This window comes from Streptomyces sp. NPDC048484 (assembly GCF_040651415.1).
Lineage (GTDB): Bacteria > Actinomycetota > Actinomycetes > Streptomycetales > Streptomycetaceae > Streptomyces.
In genome coordinates this window covers 57072-80695 of record NZ_JBEZJY010000011.1, presented here as the reverse complement: position 1 = coordinate 80695, position 23624 = coordinate 57072, and the positions used below count along the sequence as shown (strand labels likewise).

At 71.7% G+C, this 23624-nt stretch carries 20 protein-coding genes and 1 pseudogene; 9 read left to right on the top strand and 12 right to left on the bottom strand.

Going from position 1 to position 23624, the window contains the following annotated elements:
- Positions 1-192 precede the first annotated feature (192 nt).
- Positions 193-2085, top strand: a complete 1893-nt coding sequence (locus AB0D14_RS13600) for a protein kinase (RefSeq protein WP_362778203.1) — start codon at positions 193-195, stop codon at positions 2083-2085.
- Here AB0D14_RS13600 and AB0D14_RS13595 read toward each other — a convergent pair.
- Together AB0D14_RS13595 and AB0D14_RS13590 are read right to left on the bottom strand one after the other, a co-directional pair.
- Positions 2031-2879, bottom strand: a complete 849-nt coding sequence (locus AB0D14_RS13595; RefSeq protein ID WP_362778000.1) for a hypothetical protein — start codon at positions 2877-2879, stop codon at positions 2031-2033. The two genes, AB0D14_RS13600 and AB0D14_RS13595, sit on opposite strands and share 55 nt — an antisense overlap.
- A 3-nt stretch (positions 2880-2882) precedes the next feature.
- The gene (locus AB0D14_RS13590; RefSeq protein ID WP_362777999.1) at positions 2883-3920 is read right to left on the bottom strand and encodes a LacI family DNA-binding transcriptional regulator; all 1038 of its coding nucleotides are present in this window, start codon (positions 3918-3920) and stop codon (positions 2883-2885) included.
- 229 nt (positions 3921-4149) lie between these two features.
- Here AB0D14_RS13590 and AB0D14_RS13585 point away from each other — a divergent pair, with 229 nt between their 5' ends.
- On the top strand, positions 4150-5109 hold the full coding sequence (locus AB0D14_RS13585) for an ROK family protein (protein WP_362777997.1): 960 nt from the start codon (positions 4150-4152) through the stop codon (positions 5107-5109).
- A 137-nt stretch (positions 5110-5246) separates the two neighbouring features.
- On the opposite strand, the gene AB0D14_RS13580 is transcribed toward AB0D14_RS13585, so the two are convergent.
- Positions 5247-7313, bottom strand: coding sequence for an NPCBM/NEW2 domain-containing protein (locus AB0D14_RS13580; RefSeq protein ID WP_362777994.1), 2067 nt, complete (start codon positions 7311-7313; stop codon positions 5247-5249).
- Between the two features lie 360 nt (positions 7314-7673).
- Between AB0D14_RS13580 and AB0D14_RS13575 the strand changes: the two genes are divergently transcribed.
- Both AB0D14_RS13575 and AB0D14_RS13570 read left to right on the top strand, forming a co-directional pair.
- Positions 7674-7868 (top strand): hypothetical protein, encoded by a 195-nt coding sequence (locus AB0D14_RS13575; protein ID WP_362777992.1) that lies wholly within the window; start codon positions 7674-7676, stop codon positions 7866-7868.
- 156 nt (positions 7869-8024) lie between these two features.
- Complete coding sequence (locus tag AB0D14_RS13570) at positions 8025-9065, top strand: NUDIX domain-containing protein (RefSeq protein ID WP_362777990.1); 1041 nt, start codon at positions 8025-8027, stop codon at positions 9063-9065.
- Here AB0D14_RS13570 and AB0D14_RS13565 read toward each other — a convergent pair.
- Together AB0D14_RS13565 and AB0D14_RS13560 are read right to left on the bottom strand one after the other, a co-directional pair.
- A pseudogene (locus AB0D14_RS13565) lies at positions 9021-9217 on the bottom strand (cobyrinic acid a,c-diamide synthase); the annotation flags it as partial. The gene AB0D14_RS13570 and the pseudogene AB0D14_RS13565 overlap by 45 nt on opposite strands.
- A gap of 97 nt (positions 9218-9314) precedes the next feature.
- Positions 9315-10670, bottom strand: a complete 1356-nt coding sequence (locus AB0D14_RS13560) for a dipeptidase (protein ID WP_362777987.1) — start codon at positions 10668-10670, stop codon at positions 9315-9317.
- Positions 10671-10846: 176 nt separating this feature from the next.
- On the opposite strand from AB0D14_RS13560, the gene AB0D14_RS13555 reads away from it, so the two are divergent.
- The 3 genes from AB0D14_RS13555 to AB0D14_RS13545 all read left to right on the top strand — a co-directional run bounded on the left by AB0D14_RS13555 (position 10847) and on the right by AB0D14_RS13545 (position 14458).
- Entirely contained in the window at positions 10847-12061 is a 1215-nt protein-coding gene (locus AB0D14_RS13555; RefSeq protein ID WP_362777984.1) for a geranylgeranyl reductase family protein, read from the top strand.
- A 340-nt stretch (positions 12062-12401) separates the two neighbouring features.
- Entirely contained in the window at positions 12402-13796 is a 1395-nt protein-coding gene (locus AB0D14_RS13550) for a sensor histidine kinase (RefSeq protein ID WP_362777982.1), read from the top strand.
- Positions 13793-14458: a response regulator transcription factor gene (locus tag AB0D14_RS13545; RefSeq protein ID WP_362777981.1), complete on the top strand. Its 666-nt coding sequence runs from the start codon at positions 13793-13795 to the stop codon at positions 14456-14458. The genes AB0D14_RS13550 and AB0D14_RS13545 overlap by 4 nt, the downstream gene beginning before the upstream one ends.
- Here the strand turns inward: AB0D14_RS13545 and AB0D14_RS13540 are convergent.
- Complete coding sequence (locus AB0D14_RS13540; RefSeq protein ID WP_362777980.1) at positions 14419-14703, bottom strand: DUF6332 family protein; 285 nt, start codon at positions 14701-14703, stop codon at positions 14419-14421. The two genes, AB0D14_RS13545 and AB0D14_RS13540, sit on opposite strands and share 40 nt — an antisense overlap.
- A gap of 7 nt (positions 14704-14710) precedes the next feature.
- Here AB0D14_RS13540 and AB0D14_RS13535 point away from each other — a divergent pair, with 7 nt between their 5' ends.
- A complete protein-coding gene (locus AB0D14_RS13535) occupies positions 14711-14869 on the top strand; it encodes a hypothetical protein (protein ID WP_362777978.1) in 159 nt (52 codons plus the stop codon).
- Between the two features lie 19 nt (positions 14870-14888).
- On the opposite strand, the gene AB0D14_RS13530 is transcribed toward AB0D14_RS13535, so the two are convergent.
- From AB0D14_RS13530 to AB0D14_RS13505, 6 genes are all read right to left on the bottom strand, one after another.
- Positions 14889-15680 (bottom strand): maleylpyruvate isomerase family mycothiol-dependent enzyme, encoded by a 792-nt coding sequence (locus tag AB0D14_RS13530; RefSeq protein WP_362777975.1) that lies wholly within the window; start codon positions 15678-15680, stop codon positions 14889-14891.
- A 102-nt stretch (positions 15681-15782) separates the two neighbouring features.
- Positions 15783-16721 carry an NAD(P)-dependent oxidoreductase gene (locus tag AB0D14_RS13525; protein WP_362777972.1) on the bottom strand — a complete coding sequence of 313 codons (939 nt, stop codon included), beginning with the start codon at positions 16719-16721 and terminating at the stop codon, positions 15783-15785.
- A 246-nt stretch (positions 16722-16967) separates the two neighbouring features.
- Complete coding sequence (locus tag AB0D14_RS13520) at positions 16968-18200, bottom strand: MFS transporter (protein ID WP_362777969.1); 1233 nt, start codon at positions 18198-18200, stop codon at positions 16968-16970.
- Between the two features lie 321 nt (positions 18201-18521).
- On the bottom strand, positions 18522-20015 hold the full coding sequence (locus AB0D14_RS13515; RefSeq protein WP_362777967.1) for a tripartite tricarboxylate transporter permease: 1494 nt from the start codon (positions 20013-20015) through the stop codon (positions 18522-18524).
- Position 20016: 1 nt separating this feature from the next.
- Positions 20017-20565, bottom strand: a complete 549-nt coding sequence (locus tag AB0D14_RS13510) for a tripartite tricarboxylate transporter TctB family protein (RefSeq protein ID WP_362777965.1) — start codon at positions 20563-20565, stop codon at positions 20017-20019.
- Positions 20562-21545 carry a tripartite tricarboxylate transporter substrate binding protein gene (locus AB0D14_RS13505; protein ID WP_362778202.1) on the bottom strand — a complete coding sequence of 328 codons (984 nt, stop codon included), beginning with the start codon at positions 21543-21545 and terminating at the stop codon, positions 20562-20564. The genes AB0D14_RS13510 and AB0D14_RS13505 overlap by 4 nt, the downstream gene beginning before the upstream one ends.
- Positions 21546-21858: 313 nt before the next feature.
- Between AB0D14_RS13505 and AB0D14_RS13500 the strand changes: the two genes are divergently transcribed.
- Complete coding sequence (locus tag AB0D14_RS13500; protein ID WP_362778199.1) at positions 21859-23610, top strand: ATP-binding protein; 1752 nt, start codon at positions 21859-21861, stop codon at positions 23608-23610.
- The last annotated feature ends 14 nt before the right edge of the window (positions 23611-23624 follow it).

The following is a 23624-nucleotide window of genomic DNA, read 5'->3' as shown; positions in this document are numbered from 1 at the left end:
TGTTGCCACCGGCCCGCGCCGTCACCTGTGCCCCGTAGTCTGGGCGGCACTTCATTGACGTGCCACAGGAACGGGGCAGCGGTGTCTGCGGGGGAGAACCAGCAGCCGGGGGAGAAGGACCGCCCCAGGGAGACGGGACAGACGGAACAGCCGGACGGGACAGGGCGGCTCCTGGCCGGGCGCTACCGCGTCGTGGCCCAACTGGGGCGCGGCGGAATGGGTGTTGTCTGGCGGGCCCTCGACGAGGTGCTCGGCCGGGAGGTGGCCGTCAAGGAACTCCGCACCTACACGGACGCCGGAGCGCCCGAACTGGCCGGCCTGGGGCTGCGCATGCAACGTGAGGCGCGCGCGGCGGCCAGGATTCGCCACCCCGGCGTCGTCGCCGTGCACGACGTGGTCGAGATCGACGGCCGCCCGCTGATCGTGATGGAGCTGGTGGACGGTCCTTCCCTGGACGACGTCTTGCGCGAGCGCGGCACCCTCGACGCCCGCGAGGCCGCCGGGATCGGCGCGAAGGTGATGGAGGCGCTCGCCGCGGCCCACCGGGCGGGTGTCCTGCACCGTGACGTGAAGCCCGGCAACATCCTGCTCGACCGCTCCGGCCGGGTCGTCCTCACGGACTTCGGCATCGCCTCGATGGAGGACCCCGGCGACGGCTCCACCACGCACCTCACGCGCAGCGGTGAACTGGTCGGTTCGCTGGACTACTTGGCACCCGAGCGTGCCCAGGGGCACGAGCCGGGCCCCGCCTCCGACATCTGGGCCCTGGGCGCCACGCTCTACGCGGCCATCGAGGGCGTCTCGCCGTTCCGCCGCACGTCCACGTGGTCCACGCTCACGGCGATCGTCGCGGAACCACTGCCGGAGTCGCGGCACGCCGGGCCGCTCGGCCCCGTGCTGCGACAGCTGATGCACAAACAACCCGATGCCCGCCCGGAGGCAGGCCTGGCGCGTCAGCTCCTGGAGGCGGTGGCGGAGGCGACCGACCAGGACTCGGCGACGCGCGGGCTGAGGGCACCCCAGCCGCCGGTGCGGGACACGATCGAACGCAGCGTGCGGGTGACACCGCCCGGTTTCGGGCCGCCGCCGCAGCGGGGCCCGGGTCCCGAGGCCGCGGCGTTCGGGTCCACGGGCGCGGGCGGCCCCGAGGCCGGCGCTTCGGACGGGAGCGGGTCCCGGCCCGGAGACCCCGCGCCGGACCCCCTGTGGCCCGACACCCCACAGGGAGACGAGTCCGGCACACCGCACGGGTCCGGCGCACCGCACGGGAGCGCATCCGGCATTCCGGCGTCGGGCCTCCCGGCGGCCTCGTCGCCGTCCGGGCCGTCAGGGCCGCACGGGCCGTCCGAGCCGCTCGGCTCCGGAGCCTTCGGGCCGCCGGAGCCGACTCCGCGGGCGGGCATGTCGGCCACGTCGGTTACGCCTGCCCCGGCCGCCCCTGCCGCGCCTGCCGCGTCCCGCCGCAGGGGACGCGTCCTGCTCGGCGCCGTGGCCGTCACCGTGGTGCTGGCCGCGACAGGCGTCACCCTCGCCCTGCTGAAGAACTCCGACGAGCCCACCGCCGCTCGCCCCGAGTCCTCCCGAGGCGCGGCCGGAACAACCTCCCCGGGCGCCACCCGCGGCTCGGTCGACCTGACGGACGACAAGAAGCCCACGGAGCGGGACGACAAGGAGAAGCCCTCGCCCCCGAATGGGAAGCCGGACCCCACCGAGGCGACCGACTCGACGGACAACACTCCCTCGCCGCGGCCTGAAGCCACCAAGGGCGGTACGACAGACGGAGGGGAAGCGTCCGACTCCGCACCGGTCTGCCAGGCCGCCGGCGGCGGCAAGTACAACTGCCAGGTCTGGAAGACCGCGGCGTCGTACACCGCCGCGGGAGCCCGGGCAGGCAGCCTCGACTCCGGCACCAACTACTTCTACTGTCAGCAGGACCTGGGGCGTCGCGAGACCGACGGGCAGTGGACGAACACCTGGTGGGCGAAGACCGACGACGACAGCGGCAACACCGACGTGTACGTCAGCGACGTCTACATCGAGGGCGGCGACAACGACTCACCTGTGCCGGGACTGCCCGTCTGCTGACCGCGTACGTACTTCTCCAGACCGGAAGCCGTCGTGCGGCCCTCCCGGGCGAAGAGGCGGGTCCCCTCGGCGCAGAGCCGCAGATCGCCGCGCGCGCGGGAGCAGAACTCCTCGGGCGTGGACCCGAACAGCTCCCTCAACCGCGGTGACTCGGCGAGAAGTGCTGCGAGCAGCCCCCGTTCGCCGGGATGCTCGCGCGGAGCCCCGGTGCCGTCGTGGAGGACGCCATGGCGGTTCACGTAGAGGTGGGCGACGTCGAGCGGTTCGCCCCATTCCAGCTCGACCCGGAAGCCGGTGGAGGGCAGCAGGACGCGATCGTACGCACCGGACGGTCTGGTGACTCCCTCGCTCGCGTCGACCGCGGCGAGCTGCGCCGGGTCCAGCCAGGTGATGAACAGTTCCCGGGTGTGCCCGGGGGCGCGAAAGGGCGACGCGGACACGTATCCCATGGCGCTGACGTGCGCCGACACGCCGATCTCCAGCCCCGTGACCCGCGCCTTCACCAGGGGGATCGGGGACGACAGCTCGTACTGCCGCATCTTGTGCCGGAGCTGAGCGGGGGAGGCGTTGGAGCCGACCGCGAGGACGGGGACCCGGCCCGGGAACGTGCGGCGGGTCAGAGGCAGCAGCCGGTCCCCGTCGAGGAGCCCCGACTCCCCGGGCCAGGCGCCGGGATAGAGCAGGGGGTGGTCGCGCGGCGCCACGGCCAGGCCGAGGGCTTCGAGGGTGCGGGCTTCGAGGGGGTCGTCAAAGGTTTCGAGGGCGGGGTCGAAGACGTCGTCCGGGAACGCCATGTATCAGCCGGCCGGCGGCAGCTCGCCCGAGCCGCGGGTGATCAGACGCGTGGGGAGTTCGATGCGTTCGGGCAGGATGAGCGAGCCGTCGAGCTGGCGGAAGAGGCGGTCGGCGGCGGTGCGGCCGAGCTGGGCGGCGTCCTGGGCGACGACGGTGACTCCGGGCTGGAGGAGGTCGGCGAGTTCGATGTCGTCGAAGCCGACCAGGGCGACCGGGCGGGCGTGCTCGGTGATGACGCGTACGACCGTGACCGTCACGCGGTTGTTGCCCGCGAAGACGGCGGTCACGGGGGAGGGGCCGGAGAGCATGGTCTCGGCCGCTCGGCGGACCCGCTCCGGCCCTGTGACGCCCAGGGACATCCAGCCGTCCTCCACCGGGATACCGGCGTCCTCCATGGCGGCGCGATAACCGCGCAGACGCTCCGCGGCGGTGTGGATGCGGGGCATGTCCCCGATGAACCCGATCCGGCGGTGGCCGTGCGCGATGAGGTGGGCGACGCCGTCGCGCGCACCGCCGAAGCTGTCGGAGAGCACGACGTCCGCGTCGATCTGCCCGGCGGGGCGGTCCACGAACACCGTGGCGACGCCCGCCTTTATCTCGGGCTCCAGATAACGGTGGTCGTCACCGGCCGGGATGATGACCAGCCCGTCGACGCGGCGCGCGCACAGCGCGAGGACCAGTTCCTGCTCGCGGTCCGGATCCTCGGCGCTCGAACCGTTGATCAACAGGGCGCCGTGGGCCCGGGCCACTTCCTCCACCGCCCGGCTCAGCGGACCGTAGAACGGGTCCGCCAGGTCTTCCAGGACGAGACCGATGCTCGCGGTGCGGCCCTTGCGGAGCACCCGCGCACTGTCGTTGCGCCGAAAACCCAGCGCGTCGATCGCCTCCTGCACCCGGCGCTCGGTGTCCGGGGTGACGCCGGGCTCGCCGTTGACTACGCGTGACACCGTCTTCAGGCCGACCCCGGCACGCGCGGCGACGTCCTTCATGGTCGGACGGTTGCCGTAGCGGCTCTCGGTTCGGCGGGCGGTCTCGGCCACGATGCGCTGTCCTGTCCTGTAGTCCGTGGGGCTGCGTGGGTCCTGGCGGACGCGGTGGGCAGCCGGATCGGGATGTGGCGTCGAGCATAGAGCCTGGACAACGTTGTCAGATGCGAGAGAGACTGTCCATCGCACTTTCCGGCCTACCCTCCCCTGTTACGCGACCGGCTTGCCCTTTCCTCATGGTCCACATGGTCCTATCAGGATCCGATCGGGAGAACTGACACTGATGCACACCGACCTCGTGGCCGCGCTCGACATCGGCGGCACCAAGATCGCCGGAGCGCTGGTGGACGGCCACGGCCGGATCCTGCTGCGCGCCCAGCGGCCGACGCCCGCCCAGGAGCACGGCGACATCGTCATACGGGCCGTCGAGGCCGTACTCGGCGAGCTGACCGGCTCACCGCTGTGGAGCAGGGTCGCGGTGGTCGGCATCGGCAGCGCCGGCCCCGTGGACGCCTCGGCGGGCACCGTGAGCCCGGTGAACGTGCCCGGCTGGCGCGACTACCCCCTTGTCGAGCGGGTCCGCGCCGTGACGGGCGGGCTGCCCGTCGAGCTGATCGGCGACGGCGTGGCGATCACGGCGGCCGAGCACTGGCAGGGGGCGGCCCGCGGCCACGACAACGCGCTCTGCATGGTCGTCTCGACGGGTGTCGGCGGCGGCCTGGTCCTCGGCGGTCAGCTGCACCCCGGGCCGACGGGCAACGCCGGTCACATCGGCCACATCAGCGTGGACCTGGACGGTGACCTGTGCCCGTGCGGGTCGCGCGGATGCGTCGAGCGCATCGCCAGCGGTCCGAACATCGCGCGCCGCGCCATCGAGAGCGGCTGGCAGCCGGGTCCGGAGGGCGACACCTCCGCGGCCGCCGTGGCTGCCGCCGCCCGGGCCGGTGATCCCGTCGCGACGGCCTCCTTCGAGCGGGCCGCGCAGGCGCTGGCAGCGGGCATCGCGGCGACCGCGACCCTGGTGGAGATCGACATCGCGGTGATCGGCGGGGGAGTGGGGAAGGCCGGCGACGTCCTGTTCACGCCCCTGCGTGCCGCCCTGCGCGACTACGCCACGCTGTCGTTCGTGCGGCGGCTCACCGTGACGCCCGCGCAGATGGGCACGGATGCCGGTCTTGTCGGCGCGGCGGCGGCCGCGCTCAGCCGCAGGCCGAGCGCCACCGCCGCGGGGGTCGGCGGCTGAGCCGCCTCCGTCTTCGGGCGGTGTGGGCTGTCGCGCCCACCGTCCGAAGACGGAGGCGCGTACCGACACAGCCCCGCGCCCCTGCGGGGCCCGGGGCGCGGGGAACTGCTTCGCCGGCCACTCTCGGCCGGCTGCTGTCAGCAGGTGAGCTGTGCGTCCGCCCAGTCGCCGTGGTCGGAGGTGATCCCGTCACCGCCGTCCGTGACGACGAGGCGTACCACCTGCGCCCCGCTCACGTCGGCCGAAAGAGCCTGCGCCGCCTCGGCGTTGGTGAGGACGCCGGTCGAGGCGGCCTTCGTGCCGTCGGCCCAGATCTCGAAGGCGACGGACCCGTCCGTGCCCTCCTCGTCGTCGATACCGACCTGCGCGGTGACGGTCTCGCAGGCCTCGCCCGTGTAGAACTCGACGGTGCTGTCCGCATGGACGCCGAGCCCGGTGGCGTACACGACACCGTTGACCGTGAGGGGTGTGCCGTCGCCCGCGGCGTTCTCGCCGTTGCTGGTGTTGCGCTCGACGGGACCCCAGCCGTTCGTCGTCGACAGCCAGGGGAGATCGCCGAGATGCGAGGTGCCGGAAGGCGGGGCCACCACGACGGACGTCGTCAGGGGCAGCACACTTTCGGCCCGCACCCCGCTCGAAGAACGGTGGTTCGCCTTCAGGGTCAGGTCGTACGGCCCCGGGGGTGTGCCGGCGGGCGCGGTCACCGTCCACTTGGTGCGCAACGTCCTGCCGGTCGGGAGGGAGCCTGCCGTGGTCGGCGACTTGGCCTTCACCTTCCAGCCCTGGGGTCCGGTCAGGGAGACGGCGACACGCTTCGCGGGCGTGCGGCCCAGGTCGGTGACCGAGGTCGTCAAGGCGGCCGGCTTGCCTGCTTCGGTCAACGTGCCGCCTTCCAGGCCGATTTCGACGGCGGGCGGGTTCTTGGCCCAGCGGCCGTCGGCCGAGACGCGGACGAGGACCGTGCCGTGTGCGGGGACGGTCGCCGAGATCGCGCCCGCCGTGTTGTAGCTCTTGTGCTGCCACAGGTCGCGCAGCGTGTAGGCGTTCGCCTCGGGCAGTCCGACGGCCTTCGCGCTCGTGGCGATGCGCTGGGGACTGCCGGTCTCGTTGAAGAGGGCGACGGCGCGGCTGCCGTCCTTCATCTCCTTGGCGACGACCCGGCGACCGCCCTCGGAGGAGAGCACGGCGCCCTGCTTGCCGAGCGGGTCCTGGTCGACCGCGATGACCTCCTTGTTGCCGAGGATGTCGAAGGTCTCCTTCGACGCGGACCGCAGGTCCGAGCCGATGAGCAGCGGCGCGGCCATGATCGACCACATCGAGAAGTGCGTGCGGTACTCCGTGTCCGTCATTCCGCCGTTGCCGACCTCCAGCATGTCGGGGTCGTTCCACCGCCCGGGGCCGGCGTACTGCGTGAGCGGCAGGTTCTGCTTCATGATCGAGAGCATCGAGCCCCAGTTGTCACTGATGTCCCCGGTCGTACGCCACAGGTGACCGACATCCGCCGCCCACTCCCAGGGCTTGTTGTCGCCCCACTCGCAGATGCTGTAGACGATGGGGCGGCCGGTTGTCTGCGAGGCGGCCTTCAGGGCGTCACGCATCGTCCTGTAGCGCAGCTTGGCGTCCACGCCCTGGTTGTTGCAGTTGTCGTACTTCAGGTAGTCGACGCCCCAGTCCGCGAACTGCTGGGCGTCGCTGTACTCGTGGCCGAGCCCGCCGGGGAAACCCGCGTCGTTGCACGTCTTGGTGCCCGCGCTGGTGTAGATGCCGAGCTTGAGTCCCTTGGAGTGCACGTAGTCCGCGACAGCCTTGATCCCGCCCGGGAACCGGGCCGGGTCCGGCACCAGCTTGCCGTTCGCGTCACGGGCGGGCAGCGCCCAGCAGTCGTCGAGGTTGACGTACTCGTACCCGGCGTCCTTGAGCCCCTTGTCGACGAAGATGTCCGCGATCCCCTTGACCATCTCCTCGTTGAACTCCGCACGGCAGTGCGTGGAGTTCCAGTTGTTGAAGCCCATGGGCGGGGTCAGGGCGAGACCGTCGTCCAGGGCCGGCGCGGCCGGTGCCGCTGACGTCCGGGCCGATACTCCGGCCGGCGCTTCGGCGTTGGCGGCCGGGACCGGCCCGGTCAGCCCCAAGGCGCCGAGCAGCCCTGCGGTGAGGGCTCCGACCGCTCTTCGACGAGTCGTGCGGGTGGGAAGGTGACGCATCGTTACGTTCCTCCGTACTCGCGAAAGGTTGGATGTCTGCATGTCCGCGTCATCTGTGCGCGTTTATGGTAGGACCTGTTTCACTGTGGTGGAAGGGAGGGGGAGGGAGTGGCGGCAGTTGTTCGATATCCCGTCAAAACCCTTGACCATGCTCGTATTAGGGTGTGAGATCTAAGCGCCACGTGCGGTTGTGTTGAGTTGCACCTGGGGGTGGGGTCCTGACGCGGTCATCATTCGAAGGATCCGTGGCGCCTGCGGGCGCGTCAGGACATCGGATGTCACCGGACTCGATGAAGGGCCGGTCGTGGGTGCCGGAAAGCCCGACCGTGACCCATGGGCGGGTCGACAGTTGAACCGGGCATGAAGAAGCGCAGCATGCTCGCCATCGCGTCCCTCGCCGCCGGTTTCGTGGTGGCGGCCGTCACTCCGTCCCACTCCCTGAATGGCGACGCCCTCAGCAACCTCGACCTCCGGGACACCTCCAGCACTGTCGACCAGGCGATCAGTGACGGCACCCTGACCATGGACGGCAACGACCTGGAGCGGGAGGGCTGACCGCCTTTCCGGCCTGATCCGACCACGAGCCCGGCCCCCTGGAGGGCCGGGTTTTCGTATGCGTTCGGCCCGTCGAACGCGACCTCATCAAGGCCTGGTTTCCGTGGCAGGGTGAAGCGGGCAAGCCTCAGGGGGTCAAACAGCAGAGGGGGAACCGTGATCGTCTGGATCAACGGTGCGTTCGGTGCGGGGAAGACCACCACCGCACGGGAACTGGTCGACCTGATCCCGAACAGCACACTTTTCGACCCTGAGGTCATCGGCGCCGGGCTGGCACAGCTGCTGCCGGCCAAGCGCCTCGCCGAGGTCGGTGACTTTCAGGACCTGCCGATCTGGCGGAGGCTCGTGATGGACACCGCGGCCGCGATGCTCTCCGAACTCGGGGGCGTGCTCGTGGTCCCCATGACACTGCTCCGCCAGGACTACCGCGACGAGATCTTCGGCGGACTCGCGTCCCGCAGGATCGCGGTGCGCCATGTGCTTCTCGCCCCGGCGGAAACGATCCTGCGCGAGCGAATAGCCGGCCGGGAGGTCCCGCTGGACCTCCCGGCCGGGGAGATACGGGTACGCCGGTGGGCGTACGACCACATCGAGCCGTACCGCGCCGCCCTGGCCGGCTGGCTCACCGTGGACGCCCACCCCGTCGACAACAGCACGCTCACTCCCTACGAGACGGCCGTACGCGTCGCCGAGGCCGTGAGTAGCGGATCCGTGCCGGTCTGCGACATCGTGCAGACTCCCGAGCCGACCTCGGAGACCGTCGCGGCGGGGGTACTCCTCTTCGACGAGCAGGACCGGGTGCTGCTCGTCGACCCGACGTACAAGGCCGGCTGGGAGTTCCCCGGCGGAGTCGTCGAATCCGGCGAGGCGCCGGCGCGCGCGGGCATCCGCGAGGTGGCCGAGGAGACCGGCATCCGACTCACCGACGTACCCCGCCTGCTGGTCGTCGACTGGGAGCCCCCGGTACCCCCCGGCTACGGCGGCCTGCGCCTCCTCTACGACGGCGGCAGGCTCGACGGCGGCGCGGCCGGGCGGATGCTGCTGCCGGGCCCCGAACTGCGGGGCTGGCGCTTCGTCACCGAGGAGGAGGCCGCCACGCTCCTGCCACCCGTCCGCTACGAGCGACTGCGCTGGGCGCTGCGCGCACGGGAGCGGGGCGCCGCCCTGTACCTGGAGGCCGGGGTGCCCAGGGGGTAGGAGCCGTACCGCGGCCGCTCGTACGCCCTCTGCCCCGCGGGGCGTTTGTCTTTTCAGCCTGTCCGGCATTTGAGGACGAGGCCGTCCAGGCCGACAGGAGGGTCTGGGGGCGCAGCCCCCGGGTACGGGACGGGGAGGGGCGGCGGGGGTGAAACATCCCCGGGCGCCAGCGCGCCGCACGCCGGGGCCGCAGGGCATGCCCGAGCCCACGGCGCGCCCTGCGGCCTCGGCGTGCGGCCCCGGACCCGCTCAGCCGGCCGCGTAGTTCCGCAGGAACAATGCCTCCGCGACGGCGAGCCGCTCCAGTTCGCCGGGCGACACGCTCTCGTTCACGGCGTGGATCTGGGCCTCCGGCTCGCTCAGCCCGATCAGGAGGATCTCCGCCTGCGGGTACAGCGACGCGAGGGTGTTGCACAGCGGAATGGAGCCGCCCTGGCCCGCGTACTGCATCTCGGCGCCGTCGTACGCGACGCTCATCGCCTCCGCCATCGCCGCGTACGCGGGACTCGTGGTGTCGGCGCTGAACGCCTGCCCCTGACCGGTCTGCTCGGTGCTCACCCGCGCCCCCCAGGGTGTGTGCGCCTCCAGATGGGCCTGGAGCAGCTTGGTCGCCTCGGCGGCGTCCACGCCCGGCGGCACGCGCAGGCTGACCAGCGCGCGGGCACCCGCCTGCACGGACGGGGTGGCGCCGACCACCGGCGGGCAGTCGATGCCGAGGACGGTCACGGAGGGCCGCGCCCAGATGCGGTCGGCGACCGTTCCCGAGCCGATCAGTTCCACACCGTCGAGCACCTTGGCGTCCTTGCGGAACTGGGTCTCGTCGTACTGCAGACCGTCCCACCGCGAGGCGCTCGTCAGCCCGTCGACCGTCGTCGACCCGTCCTCGGCGCGCAGCGAGTCGAGTACGCGGATCAGGGCGCCCAGCGCGTCGGGCGCCGCGCCGCCGAACTGCCCGGAGTGCAGATTGCCTTCGAGGGTGTCGACCCGGACACGGACGAGCGTCATGCCGCGCAGCGCGGTCGTGACCGTCGGCACACCGACCCGGAAGTTTCCGGAGTCGCCGATGACGATCGCGTCGGCGTCGAGCAGCTCCGGGTGCTCCTCGGCGTACCGCTCCAGGCCGCCCGTGCCCTGCTCCTCCGAACCCTCCGCGATGACCTTGACGCCGACCGGGACGCCGCCGTTCGCCTTGAGGGCGCGCAGCGCCAGCAGGTGCATGACCAGGCCGCCCTTGCAGTCGGCGGTTCCGCGCCCGTACCAGCGGCCGTCCCGCTCGGTCAGCTCGAACGGCGGTGTGACCCACCCGGCCTCGTCGAGCGGCGGCTGCACGTCGTAGTGCGCGTACAGGAGAACGGTCTTCGCGCCCTCGGGACCGGGCAGGAAGCCGTACACCGACTGTGTGCCGTCAGGGGTGTCGAGCAGGGCGACGTCCTGGAAACCCTCGGCGCGCAGCGCGTCGGCCACCCAGTTCGCGGCGCCCTCGCTCTCGCTCCGCGGGAACTGGTCGAAGTCCGCCACCGACTTGAAGGCCACCAGCTCGGTAAGCTCCGCCTTCGCCCCGGGTATCAGAGAGGCGACGGTCTCGGCGACCGGATGCGACGACATGGGCACGCTCCTCGTGGGTGCGACGTTGTACGAACGGGTACGGCTGCTGATGCGCGCGCCGATGGATGTGCGCGCTGCATACGCTGCCGATCCTCCCACAGCGGTCTTCGGCGGACGCCGCCGTAGGATGCGTGGAGTACGTGCGGCAGGCGGCTGGATCGGAGCAGCAGACCATCGTGAGCAGCGAGAACTCTTCGGACGACGGACAGGATGGCGGACAGCGGGTATGGGACGTCGTGGTGGTCGGCGCGGGGCCCGCGGGCGCCTCGGCCGCCTATGCGGCAGCGGTCGCGGGACGCAGCGTCCTGTTGCTGGAGAAAGCGGACCTGCCCCGCTACAAAACGTGCGGCGGCGGCATCATCGGACCGACCCGTGACGCACTCCCGCCGGGTTTCGAGCTGCCGTTGCGGGACCGGATCCACGCGGTCACGTTCTCGCTCGACGGCAGGTTCACACGGACCCGTCGCTCCAAGCAGATGCTCTTCGGGCTCATCAACCGGTCGGAGTTCGACCAGCAGCTCGTGGAGCACGCACAGAAGGCGGGCGCCGAACTGCGTACGGGGGCCACGGTCTCGCGGGTGGAACAGCACGGTTCGGCGGTTCCCGACCGGCGCTCGGTCGCCGTCGTCCTCCAGGACGGCGAGACGCTGCTGGCGCGGGCGGTGGTCGGCGCGGACGGCAGCGCCAGCCGCATAGCAGCACATGTCGGGGTGAAGCTCGACCAGGTCGACCTCGGCCTGGAAGTGGAGATCCCGGTGCCGGAGACGGTCGCCGAGGACTGGAAGGGCCGGGTCCTCATCGACTGGGGTCCTCTTCCCGGCAGTTACGGGTGGGTGTTCCCCAAGGGCGACACCCTCACCGTCGGGGTGATCTCGGCGCGCGGCGAAGGGGCCGCCACCAAGCGGTACTTGGAGGACTTCGTCGCCCGGCTCGGCCTCGCCGGCTTCGAGCCCAGCATCTCGTCCGGGCATCTGACGCGCTGCCGCGCCGACGACTCGCCGCTGTCGCGGGGGCGGGTGCTGGTGTGCGGGGACGCGGCGGGGCTCCTGGAGCCGTGGACCCGCGAGGGCATCTCCTTCGCGCTGCGCTCCGGGCGGCTGGCGGGGGAGTGGGCGGTCCGGATCGCGGAGGCCCACGACGCCGTGGACACGCGGCGGCAGGCACTGAACTACGCCTTTGCGATCAAGGCGGGGCTGGGTGTGGAGATGAGCATCGGCAAGCGCCTGCTCGCGATCTTCGAGCGCCGGCCGGGGGCGTTTCATGCCGCGCTCACCGGCTTGCGGCCCGCGTGGAAGGCGTTCGCGGGCATCACCCGCGGCTCCACCTCCCTGGGCGAGATGATGCGCTCGCATCCGATGGCGCAGCGGGCTCTGACCAGGTTCGACCGCTGAAGACCTGGGCCTGTTGAGACTGTGCACCGCACCGTGCTCACTCAGCGGGCTCGGGTACAGGGCTCCGTGACTGTCCGGGCCGGCGGGTGGCGGGGCCCAGATCGCGTCCGTCGAGCACTTCGATGTCGGTGACACCCGTCGCAGACGGGTCCAGGGTCAGCCAGATGACGTCCTCGCCGTCGCGCTGCAGCTGCGACGTCCGAGATCCCGATGAGCCGAGCGGTGCGGTCAGCAAGGAGGCCGCCGGGCTCGGGCCGAAGCGCGTACTCCGCCGGGAGTAGGTGTGATCACCTCGCTCGGCTGACGCCCCCGGCGGCCCGCGGCGTCTAGCGTGGCGGGCATGGCAGAGCAGCGCACACGCCGGTGCGGTGGACCACCCTGGACCAGGGGCGGTCCAGCACGGAGCCGGTGGCACGGGCCCCCGTGGTGGAACCCTCGCGGCGAGGAGGAAGAGGTCGACGGCCGGCCTCGTTGGCCGTGGCGTTCGACGCTGCTTCTCACCGTGTTCGTCCTCGTCGGCAGCAATTTCGCCGCCCAGGCACAGCCCGAACGGGAGCCGCTCGACGCTTTCGCGCGTGCCCTGCTCCTCGGGGGCAGTCTGCTGCTCCTGTGGCGGCAGCGGTTTCCGGTGCTGGTGGTGTCCGGCGCCGCGGCCTTGGCACTTGTCTACTTCAGTGGGGGATATCCGTACGGACCGGTCTTCCTCACGGTCGCGCTCGCCTGCTTCAGCGCGGTCGTCGCCGGGCACCGCCGGGCGGCCTGGGCCGCGCTCGGCACGTTGTGGACGGTCCATCTTCTGGTGGGGCACTGGCTCTACCGGTGGCTGCCCCCGAAGGGGGACCCCGCCTCCTCATGGGGCGAGGAGGTCGCCATCGCCGCCTGGACGGTGGCGATCCTCGCCGTTTCCGAACTCGTCCGCGTCCGCCATGAACAGTGGGACCGCGACCGGGCCGAACGCCGGCAGGCGGCCAGGCGGCGCGCCGACGAGGAGCGGCTGCGCATCGCCCGCGAACTGCACGACGTCCTGGCGCACAGCATCTCGGTCATCAACGTCCAGGCGGGCGTCGGCCTCGCGCTGCTCGACTCCGACCCGGAGCAGGCACGTACCGCGCTCACCACCATCAAGGCCGCGAGCAAGGAGGCACTGGGGGAGGTGCGCCACGTACTCGACACGCTGCGCACGCCCGGTGACGCGCCCCGCGCTCCGGCGCCCGGCCTCGACCGTCTCCCCGAACTCGTGGAACAGGCGGCGAGTGCCGGTCTGACCGTCGCCGTCGCCGACGCCGTCGAGAACCGGGGCGGCAGCGGGAGACTGTCGCCGGGCGCCGATCTCGCCGCGTTCCGTATCGTCCAGGAGGCGCTGACCAACGTCGTACGGCATTCCGGGTCGCGGCACGCGCGCGTGTGGGTCGACCGCACACGCGACGCCCTGCGGCTGCGCGTCGACGACGACGGCCCGGCGACCGGCGAGGACGCGGGCGGCAGCGGCAACGGACTGGCCGGAATGCGGGAGCGGGCCGCGGCCCTGGGTGGCACCATCGAGGCCGGGCCACGCGAGGACGGCGGCTTCCGGGTACTGGCCGTGCTGCCGTTGAAGAACGCGCTCGGGGTGCCGGGGGCCTCGTCGTCCGAGGCACCACCGGCGCTCGCGGAACCCCCGCAACCCCCGCAACCCCCGCAGCCTTCGGCGCCTTCGGCACCCGAGAAGTCCCGCACACCCAAGGAGGACCAGTGATCCGCGTACTGCTCGCCGACGACCAGTCACTGGTGCGCGCGGGCTTCAAAGCGCTTCTCGACGCCCAGCCGGACATCGAGGTGGCGGGAGAGGCCGCCGACGGGGCGGAGGCCCTGCGGGGAGTACGCGCACTGCGGCCCGACGTCGTCCTGATGGACATCCGTATGCCGGTGCTCGACGGCCTCGCCGCGACGCGTCGCATCACCGACGACCCGGATCTGCGGGACGTCAGGGTCGTCATGCTCACCACCTTCGAACTCGACGAGTACGTCTTCGAGGCGATTCGGTCGGGGGCGTCCGGCTTTCTCGTCAAGGACACCGAACCGGACGAACTCCTGCGCGCTGTCAGGGCGGTGGTCGAGGGCGACGCACTGCTCTCGCCGGGTGTGACGCGTCGCCTGATTGCCGAGTTCGCGGCGCGCTCGAAGGAGCCGGCGGCCGCGGACGCGCTCGCCCGGCTCACCGAGCGGGAGCGGGAGGTGATGGCGCTGGTCGGCATCGGACTGTCGAACGACGAGATCGCGAGGCGTCTCGTGGTCAGCCCCTTGACGGCCAAGACCCACGTCAGCCGCACCATGGTGAAGCTGGGAGCCCGTGACCGGGCCCAACTGGTCGTCCTGGCCTACGAGTCGGGGCTGGTGCGGCCGGGCTGGCTGGGCTGAGAGCCCTGCCGGAAACGGACCAGTACCGAGATCACCCGTAGGAGGAAGAGGACGGTCGCGAGCGCGGTCCCTGCGGTGAGCAGGACCCTTTCGACCGCCTGGGGCAGGTCGAAAAGCAGTGCGGGGCCGGCGAGAACTCCGAACACCACGGCCGCGGCGAACACGGCGCTGGCCAGCGCGTATCCGATCTCCACAGTGATCGCGTCCCGCTCGGACTGAGTCCGCTGCCCCCTGGTGTGTTCCATACGGGCAGTGTCACAGCCGAGCGCCCGGCAGGGCAAGGAAGCCCGCCGGGCACGTCACGGCCTGGGAGCCGGCGACAAGGTGCTGCCGCTGCAAAGAGCGGTGTCGGCGCGGAAGTCGGCGGGCGAGACGGGCGGATCGGGCGGGTCTTTCGGTGCGGGCGGCTGACCGCTGCCGGCAGGTCGGCTCAGCTCCAGGTGACTCCGGACCTCTCCCGCCACAGCTTCGCGAGTGACGCGTCGCCCGTCACGGCAGGGGCGGCCCGGCGGTTCCACAGCGCCAGGTAGAGGTGCGCGGCGGTTCCCGTCAACTCGCAGTCTGCGTCCGCCGCTTCACCCCGCTCGGCAGCGGGCGGTCCGGTCGACAGGCGCAAGGTCCACACGGCGGCCGTGTCCGAGGCCCGCACCCTCAGTACGCGCGGCTCGTCCGTCCGTACCCGGCTCTTGTCCCGTGCGTGGAAGCCGAGGAGCAGTTCTTCGATGCCGTCGACCGCGAAGTCCACGCCGATCGCGCTCGACACACCTCCGAGTGCGGACTCGGCGGGGCCCGTGGATTCGGCGTCGCCCGTGGGTCCGGCGCCGAGCGCGGACTCGGCGTCGACCCGGTGCACGGTCGTTTCGTGGGCCTGCCGCCGCGCCCAGAACGCCAGTGGTGACGGGGCCGGCAGAAAACTCCAGCACTTTACGTCGGGCGGCGCGGCGGCGAGCGTGTCGACGAGCCGCCGGTGCCCGTGCCGGAACCAGGCCAGCAACTCGGCGCCGTCAAGGTCCGGCAGGCCGCCGTCGGGGTGGTACGACGTGTGTCCCTCGGCGACGAACGCCGTGGCCCAGCGATGCACCATGCCGGTGTGCCGCACAAGATCCCGCACCCGCCAGTCCGGGCAGGTCCGCACCACGGCGCCGGGCCCGGCCTTCTCCGCGGCCTCGGCCAGCCACCGGCCCTCCCGGTCCAGGGTTCGAATGAGCTCGGCAGTCTCCATGGGGGGAAGTGTGCCCGATGGAGGGCACTCCGGGGGAGGAGTGCACGGAGTCCCGAACGCCGCCCGGCGCTCCTACTGCGTACCGTCCTCTCAACCCGGCGCTCAGGCGGCGGAGTCCGCGTCCGACCCGGTGGCCGGATCTCCGGGATCCGCGTCCCCGGGGTTCTCGTCGAAGCTCGCGAAGTAGGTGGCGGCCATGTCCTCGTCGGCGTGGCCCTGTGCGGCAGCACGGTCGAAGCGTTCGGCGCTCGCGGCCGCGACATCGAGGCGGATCCCGTGCTGCTCGCCGGCCTCGACGATCAGGCGGGCGTCCTTGGCGGCGGTGGACACGGCGAAGGAGGCCGGCGAGAACCGGTCCTCCAGGATGAGGGCGCCCTTGGCGCGCAGGTACCCCATGTCGAGCGGGCCGTCGGCGATGGCGTCGAAGAAGCTCTGCGGATCCACACCCAGCGCCTTGGCCAGGGCGAGGGTCTCGCCGGTCGCGCTGGTGGCGGCGATGACCCAGCTGTTGGCCACGAGCTTGAGACGGGTGGCGCTGCCCGCGGCTCCGTCCTCGCCGGTCCACACCGTACGGGCGCCGACCGCGTCGAAGACCGGCGTCACGGCATCCCGGCCGTCGCTCGGCCCGGCGGCGAGGACGAGCAACTGCCCTGCCTCGGCGGGCTGTCGGGTGCCGAGCACGGGCGCGTCGTAGAAGAGCAGGCCTTTCTCGCGGGCGAAACCGGCCAGCTCGCGGACGGACTCGATGCCCGCCGTCGTCGACTGCACCCATGGGGTGCCGGCGCGCAGGGCGGGCGAGGCTTGCCGCATCACGTCCAGCACGGCGGGGCCGTCGTACAGCATCGTCAGGACGACGTCGGCGCCCTCGACCGCCTCGGCGGGCGTACCGGTGATGTGCACGCCGTCGGCGGCGAGCGGTTCGGCCTTGTCGCGGCTGCGGTTCCAGGCCCGGACGGTGTGTCCGGCGCCGGCGAGGTTACGGGCCATCGCGGCGCCCATGATTCCGGTGCCCAGGACACTGACAGTGAGCTTGTCGGTCATGACATCAACTTCCTGATCTGTTCGGTGCCGGGACACCACTGCGCGAGGGAAACCACTGTGCGTGTGGACACCACTGTGCCGTGTGCCGCTGTGTGACGGCGGCACGCTGCCGGTCGTGTTCCGGGTGTCGAACCGCCTCCCCGGCCACTCGCTAGCAGAAGCCGGTTGCCCGCCGGCCGCCGGCCGCCGGCCGGTCTGTCGGTCGGCCGGTCTGTCGGTCGGTCGGCCTGTCGGTCTGTCGGTCCGTCAGGCGTCGGCCTGTGTCGCCCGTCGCGTCCCGTACCCGACGGCGGCCGCCACCGCCGCCAGCACCGCCACGCTGGTGAGGGCGGTGGGCAGGGAGAACCAGTCCGCCATGAACCCGATCGCGGGCGGGCCGAGGAGCATGCCGCCGTAGCCCAGGGTGGAGGCGACGGCTACGCCGCTGGGGCCTGCCAGCGCTCCGGCGCGTTCGACGGCGACCGGGAAGATGTTCGCGAGTCCGAGCCCGGTGACGGCGAAGCCGAGCAGGGCCGCCCATACGGAGGGCGAGAGCGAGCCGAGGAGCATACCGACGGCGGCCGTGGCGCCGCCCGCGACCACGGTCCGGCTCAGCCCGAGCCGTTCCAGGAGCCTGGTCCCGGTCAGCCGGCCGATCGTCATGGCCAGCGCGAAACAGGTGTAGCCGGCCGCGGCGACACCCGGATGAGCACCCAGGTCCTGCTCCAGGTGCAGGGCGCCCCAGTCGGCCAGGGCGCCCTCGCCGTACGCCGTGCAGAGGGCGATCAGGCCGAAGACGATGACCAGCCGGCGGGTCCGGGCGTCCAGCCTCCGCGGGACTCGTTCCTCGCGAGGCGGACGCGCCCCGGGCTCTTCGCCGTCCGGCGGCACCGGGGCCTCGCACCGGAGCAGGACGCGCCCCGCTCCGGCGGTCACCAGCAGGCCGATCACCGTCAGGCCCAGCAGGTGCCGCATCGGGGACAGGGATCCCGCGACGAGGCCGCCGAGCCCCGCCCCGACCATTCCGCCCAGGCTGAACGCGGCGTGGAAACTCGGCATGATGGGACGCCGCAGCGCGGCCACGAGGTCGACGGCGGCGCTGTTGAAGGCGACGTTGATCCCGCCGTAGGCGGCGCCGAAGACCAGGAGTACGGCGCCGAGGGTGAGGGCGGAGTGGGTGAGCGGGGGCAGCGCGATGCTGAAGGAGAGCAGGACGCCGCAGACGACGGTGACGGGGTGGCTGCCGTAGCGGCGGCACAGTCGCCCGGTGAGCATCATCGTGATGACGGCTCCGGCGGACACGCCGAGCAGCGCGAGGCCCAGCGCGCTGGCGGAGGCGCCGGTCTGTTCCTTGATGGCGGGGATGCGGACGACCCAGCCGGCGAAGACGAAGCCGTCGAGGGCGAAGAAGACGGTGAGGGCGATACGGAGCCTGGTGAGGTCGCTGCTGTGACCGCCCGGCACGGCGCTGTGCTTTCGGGCTTTGTTTATTAGCGGCACAAAGGCAGGCTAGGTGTGAGCCGTGACGGGGGCAAGGGGGTCGGCGGACGCCGGAGCCCGAGGAGTGTTCAGGTCAGCCGGTCGACGACGAGTTCGTACGAGCGGCGGATGATCTGGCAGGCACGGCGGGGCCTGTCGCGGCACTAGGCAGGGGAGCTGCTGGTGCGCGACGTCTCCGCGGCGATCGCCGCGCAGTTGTCCGCCCTCGCGGACGAGGCCGCGCTGGAGATCTCCTGACCCCGCCCCGGTCTCGGCGACCCAGGACGATCCACCGGCCGGGCGACCCAGGACGGTCCGGAAGTCCTCGGCGCCCGGCGCGGGTCAGGCCTTCGCGCGGCCCCGGGTCGCGAGCTTCTTCAGCAGGGGCCAGATCAGCAGCAGGGCCGTCACCGCGTACACCGTCACCGCGAAGGGCGTGTTGACCAGTCCCGAGACGCTGCCGTCGCTGATCTGCAGGGCTCGGCGGAGCTGCTGCTCGGCGTTGGGGCCGAGGATGACGCCGATGACGGCGGGCAGCACCGGCAGACCGTAGCGCCGCATGCCGAAGCCGATCAGGCCGATGATCAGGAGGATCACCAGGTCGATGACCTCGCCGCCGACCGCGTACGCGCCGACCGCCGCGAAGAACAGGATGCCCGCGTACAGGTACGGCCGGGGGATGCGCAGCAGCTTCGCCCACACCGGCGCCAGCGGCAGGTTGAGCGCGAGCAGCAGCACCATGCCGACGAAGAGGGAGGCGATCAGACCCCACACCAGGTCGGGTTCGCGCTCGAAGAGGAGTGGGCCCGGCTGGATACCGTACTGCTGGAAGGCCGCCAGCATCACGGCCGCTACCGCCGTCGTCGGCAGACCCAGGGTCAGCATGGACACCAAGGTGCCCGCCGCGGAGGCCGACGCCGCCGACTCCGGCCCCGCCACTCCCTCGATCGCACCCTTGCCCCAGTCGTCCGGGTGCTTCGACAGGCGCTTCTCCGCCGCGTACGACAGGAAGGTGGGGATCTCGGCGCCGCCGGCCGGGATCGCGCCGAACGGAAAGCCGATCAGCGGTCCGCGCAGCCACGACTTCCAGGTCCGCCGCACATCGGCACGGCCCAGCCAGGGCCGGCCCACCGGGATCGGCTCGCCCGTACTGCGCCGCAGGTGCGCCGCCACCCACAGCGCCTCGCCGATCGCGAACAGACCGACCGCCACGATCACCACGTCGATACCGTCGGCGAGCTGGAGGGAACCGAAGGTGAGCCGCTGCTGGCCGGTCATCTGGTCCAGGCCGACGAGGCCGAGGGTCAGACCGATGAGCAGGGACGCGAGCCCTCTGATCCGGGACGAGCCCAGCACCGACGTCACGGCGATGAACGCCAGCACCATGATGGCGAAGTAGTCCGGCGCGCCGATGTCCACCGCGAGCTCGGCGACCGTCGGGGCGAGCGCGACCAGCAGGATCGTACCGATCAGGCCGCCCGCGAAGTGACCGATGGCGGCGGCCGCGAGCGCCTGCGCGCCCCGCCCCGCCTTGGCCATCGGATTGCCCTCCATGGCCGCGACCACGGCAGCGCTCTCGCCGGGCGTGTTCAACAGGATCGAGGTGGTCGAACCGCCGAACATCGCCCCGTAGTAGATCCCCGCGAACATGATGAACGCGCCGATCGGCTCCAGCCCGTACGTGACCGGCAGCAGCAGCGCGACCGCCATCGCGGGGCCGATGCCGGGCAGGACACCGATCGCGGTGCCGAGCAGCACACCGAGGGCTGCCCACAGCAGGTTGACGGGTGTGAGGGCCGTACCGAAGCCGTCCATCAGGGAGTTGAAGGCGTCCATGTCACAGCACTCCCATCAGCGGGCCGCCCGGCAGGGGTACTCCGAGCAGGTTGTTGAAGACGGCGTAGGTGGCGAGGGAGAGGACGGCCGCGATGAGAGGGTCCTTGTCGAGCCGGCGGCTGCCGAGCGCGAAGGCGGCACCCCAGAAGAGGAGCGCGCCCGCGATGGGGAAGCCGAGCGGTTCGATGAGGACGGCCGACCCGAGGAACACCCCGGTGAGCAGCAGCACCGTGCGCCAGTCGGCCGGTTCGGACAGGTCGACGTCCTCGCCGCCTTCCGCCTCGCCATGACCGCCGCGCAGGACGTCGACGGCGAGGAGCGCGGCGATCACGAGGAGCCCGATGCCGACCACGATCGGCACGGTCTTGGGTCCGACGGGCCCCCGCTGCGTGATGTCGACGTCCATGGTGAGCGCGTCGGTCAGGACCAGCGCGCCGAGCCCCAACAGCATGACGCAGACGCCGAGTTCGGAGTGCTCACGCAGCCACGAGCGCCGTGTGTCCGTGGACGTCGGGGGCGTCGGGGGGATGTCGGTGGTCCGCGTCGTCACAGTCCCAGCTCCTTCAGCACCGAAATCACGCGCTTGTCCTGGGCGTCCAGGAAGTCGCCGAACTTCGCGCCGGTCAGGAAGGCGTCGTCCCAGCCGTTCTGCTCCAGGGACTTCCGCCACTCGGGGGAGTCGTGCAACTCCTCGACCAGGCGTACGAGCTTGTCGCGTTCGGCGTCGGACAGACCGGGCGGGGCGACGATGCCGCGCCAGTTGGTGAAGTCCACGTCGTAGCCGGACTCCTTGAGGGTGGGCGCGTCCAGTTCGTCGACGCGCTCGGGGCCGGTGACGGCGAGGATCCGCAGCTCGCCCGCCTTGATCTGGTCGAGGTACTCGCCGACGCCGGACACCCCGAAGGCGACCTTGTTGCCGAGGATCGAGGCGAGCAGCTCGCCACCGCCGTCGAAGGGGATGTAGTTGACGTCCTTCGGGTCGATGCCCGCGGCCCGCGCCATCAGCATGGGCGCGAGGTGGTCGGGCCCGCCGGGCGAGGACCCGCCGCCCACCGGAAGCTTGCCCGGGTTGGCCTTCCAGGCGCCGACGAGCTGGTCGACCGACTTGTACGGGGAGTCCTTGCCGACCACGACGACGTCCTGCTCCTCGGTGAGCCGGGCGATCGGGGTGGTGTCAGCGAGTGTCTTGGGCGCGTCGTTGGAGTGCACCGCGCCCACCACGCCGAGACCCATCGACATGGCGAGCTTGCCGTTGCCGTGCTCGCTCACCAGCCGGCTCAGCCCGACGGTGCCGCCGGCGCCAGGCAGGTTGAACACTTCGACGTTGTGGGTGAGTCCGGCGTCCTCGGCGTTCTTCGCGGCCGTCCGGGCCGTGATGTCGTAGCCGCCGCCGGGCGTGTTGGGGACCATGAAGCGCAGGCCAGGGATCTGTGTGCCGGTCTCGGCGCCGCTGCCGGGCGTGAGCAGCGGAGGTCCCACGAGCACGAGCACGGCGGCCCCGAGCAGGGCGAGGGGAGTGCGCAGGCGCACGAGTTCCACCACCTGTCGGTACGTCGATGAGGTATCGGGAGGGGAGTACGGGGAGCAGTGGGATGGGGAGGGGGGGACGAGGAGCGGGGACGGGGAGCGGGGACGGGGGGCGGAGCGTGATGTGGGCCACATGGTGCCCCCGCGGTCCGGAGTCTGTCTCTCTTCCGGAACCAACGGAGGTTGTGGTCTTTGTGTCACCCGACGGTCTTTGTGTCACCCGGCACTCGTCACCGGCCCCCGGCGGGGGCCATGATGGGGTGACCCGGCAGCTGAGCCGTTCGATGCCGTGTCAGCACGAGAGATTGAGTCCGTCGTGGTCGCCGCCTTCCGTCGCCAGACCCTCGCGGGCGAGATGCTGGTGCTTCAGCTCGCCATCGTCGTGGTGGTGCTGCTGGCGGTCGCCGCGGTCTCCCTCGCGCAGTCGGAGGCGACGTTCAACCGCGTCGAGGGCCGCCGGGTCATCGCGCTGGCCGAGCAGTTGGCCGCCAACCCCCTGGCGCGCAGCCAACTCCTGCAGCCCGCGCCGCGGCAGGCCCTCGCCCCGTTGGTGAACTCCACGCAGACACAGTCCGGGGTCACCTCGGTGACGGTGGCCGACGCCGACGGCCGGATCGTCAGCTCCACCGACCCCACGGTGATCGGCGACCCGCTGCCCCTGGGCGAGGGCGCGGCCGTGGGCCGAGGCTGGTCCGGCTCACTGACGCTGGACGGCAACCGCGAACTCGTGGCACAGGTGCCCGTACTCGGTGCGACGCAGAGGAACCTCGGCCGGCACCTGGGCACGGTGATGATCGGCGAGGCGGACCCGACGGTGTGGCAGCGTCTGAACGGGGCGTCCTCGTACCTCCTCGCCTACTTGGGCATCGCCAGCGGGCTCGGTCTGATCGGTTCCTGGCTGCTGGCCCGGCGCGTCAAACGGCAGACCCTCGGCCTGGAACCCCGCGAGATCGCCGGCCTCGCCGAGCACCGCGAGGCGATGCTGTACGGGATCGCCGAGGGCGTGATCGCCCTGGACCCGCAGCACCGGCTGACCCTGGCCAACGACATGGGCCGGCGCCTTCTCGACCTGCCCGCCGACTGCGTGGGCCGAAGTCTCGCCGAACTCGGCATCGAGGGGCGGCTGCGGGACGTCCTGGCGGGGGACCGGGACGGCGCGGCAACCGAAAGCGAGCGCGGCGAGCATGACGAGCACGGCGAGCGTGATGAGCATGATTCGCGCGACGAGCGCGACGAGGTCGTCGTCCGGCACGGGCGGGTGCTCGTGATGAACCGGATGACCGTCGTCAAGGACGGCCGCCCGCTCGGCTCGGTCACCACCCTGCGGGACCGCACCGAACTGGCCCGGCTGGAACGGGAGATCGGATCCTTCCGCAGCTCCTCCGAGCTACTGCGGGCGCAGGCCCATGAGTTCGCCAACCAGCTGCACACCATCTCCGGACTCATCCAGATCGGTGAACAGGACGAAGTCGTGCGCTACATCCGCGCGTTGAACCAGCGCCGTCAGTCGCTGGACGTCACCCTCAGCCGCCGCGTCCGTGACACCGCCGTCGCCGCCCTGCTCATGGCGAAGTCCTCCCTGGCGGCGGAACGGAAGGTCAGCCTGCGCATCTCGGAGGGGACCGCCCTCGACCGGCTCACCCCGGAGGACGCCGCCGACGTGGCGACGGTGGTCGGCAACCTCGTCGACAACGCCGTGGACGCCGCGTCCGTCGCGGCCGTCGGACGTGAACCGGGCGGACGTGAACCCGGCGGCCATGAACCCGGCGGTCATGAGGCCTGGGTGGAGGTCGAACTGCGGCAGGACGCCTCCAGTGTGGAGATCGTGGTCCGCGACTCGGGTCCCGGCGTCGCACCTGAACTCGCCCGGGAGGTGTTCTCGCACGGCTTCACGACCAAGGCCGCCCAGGAGGGCGAGCGCGGGATCGGTCTGGCGCTCACCCGTCTGGTCTGCGAGCGTCACGGTGGTGAGATCTCTGTGACCAACACCTCCGACGGGGCGATGTTCACCGCACGCATGACCGTCAGCCACCTCACCGACGCGGTGGCGGAAGGAGCGACACGATGAACGGGGCGCCCGAC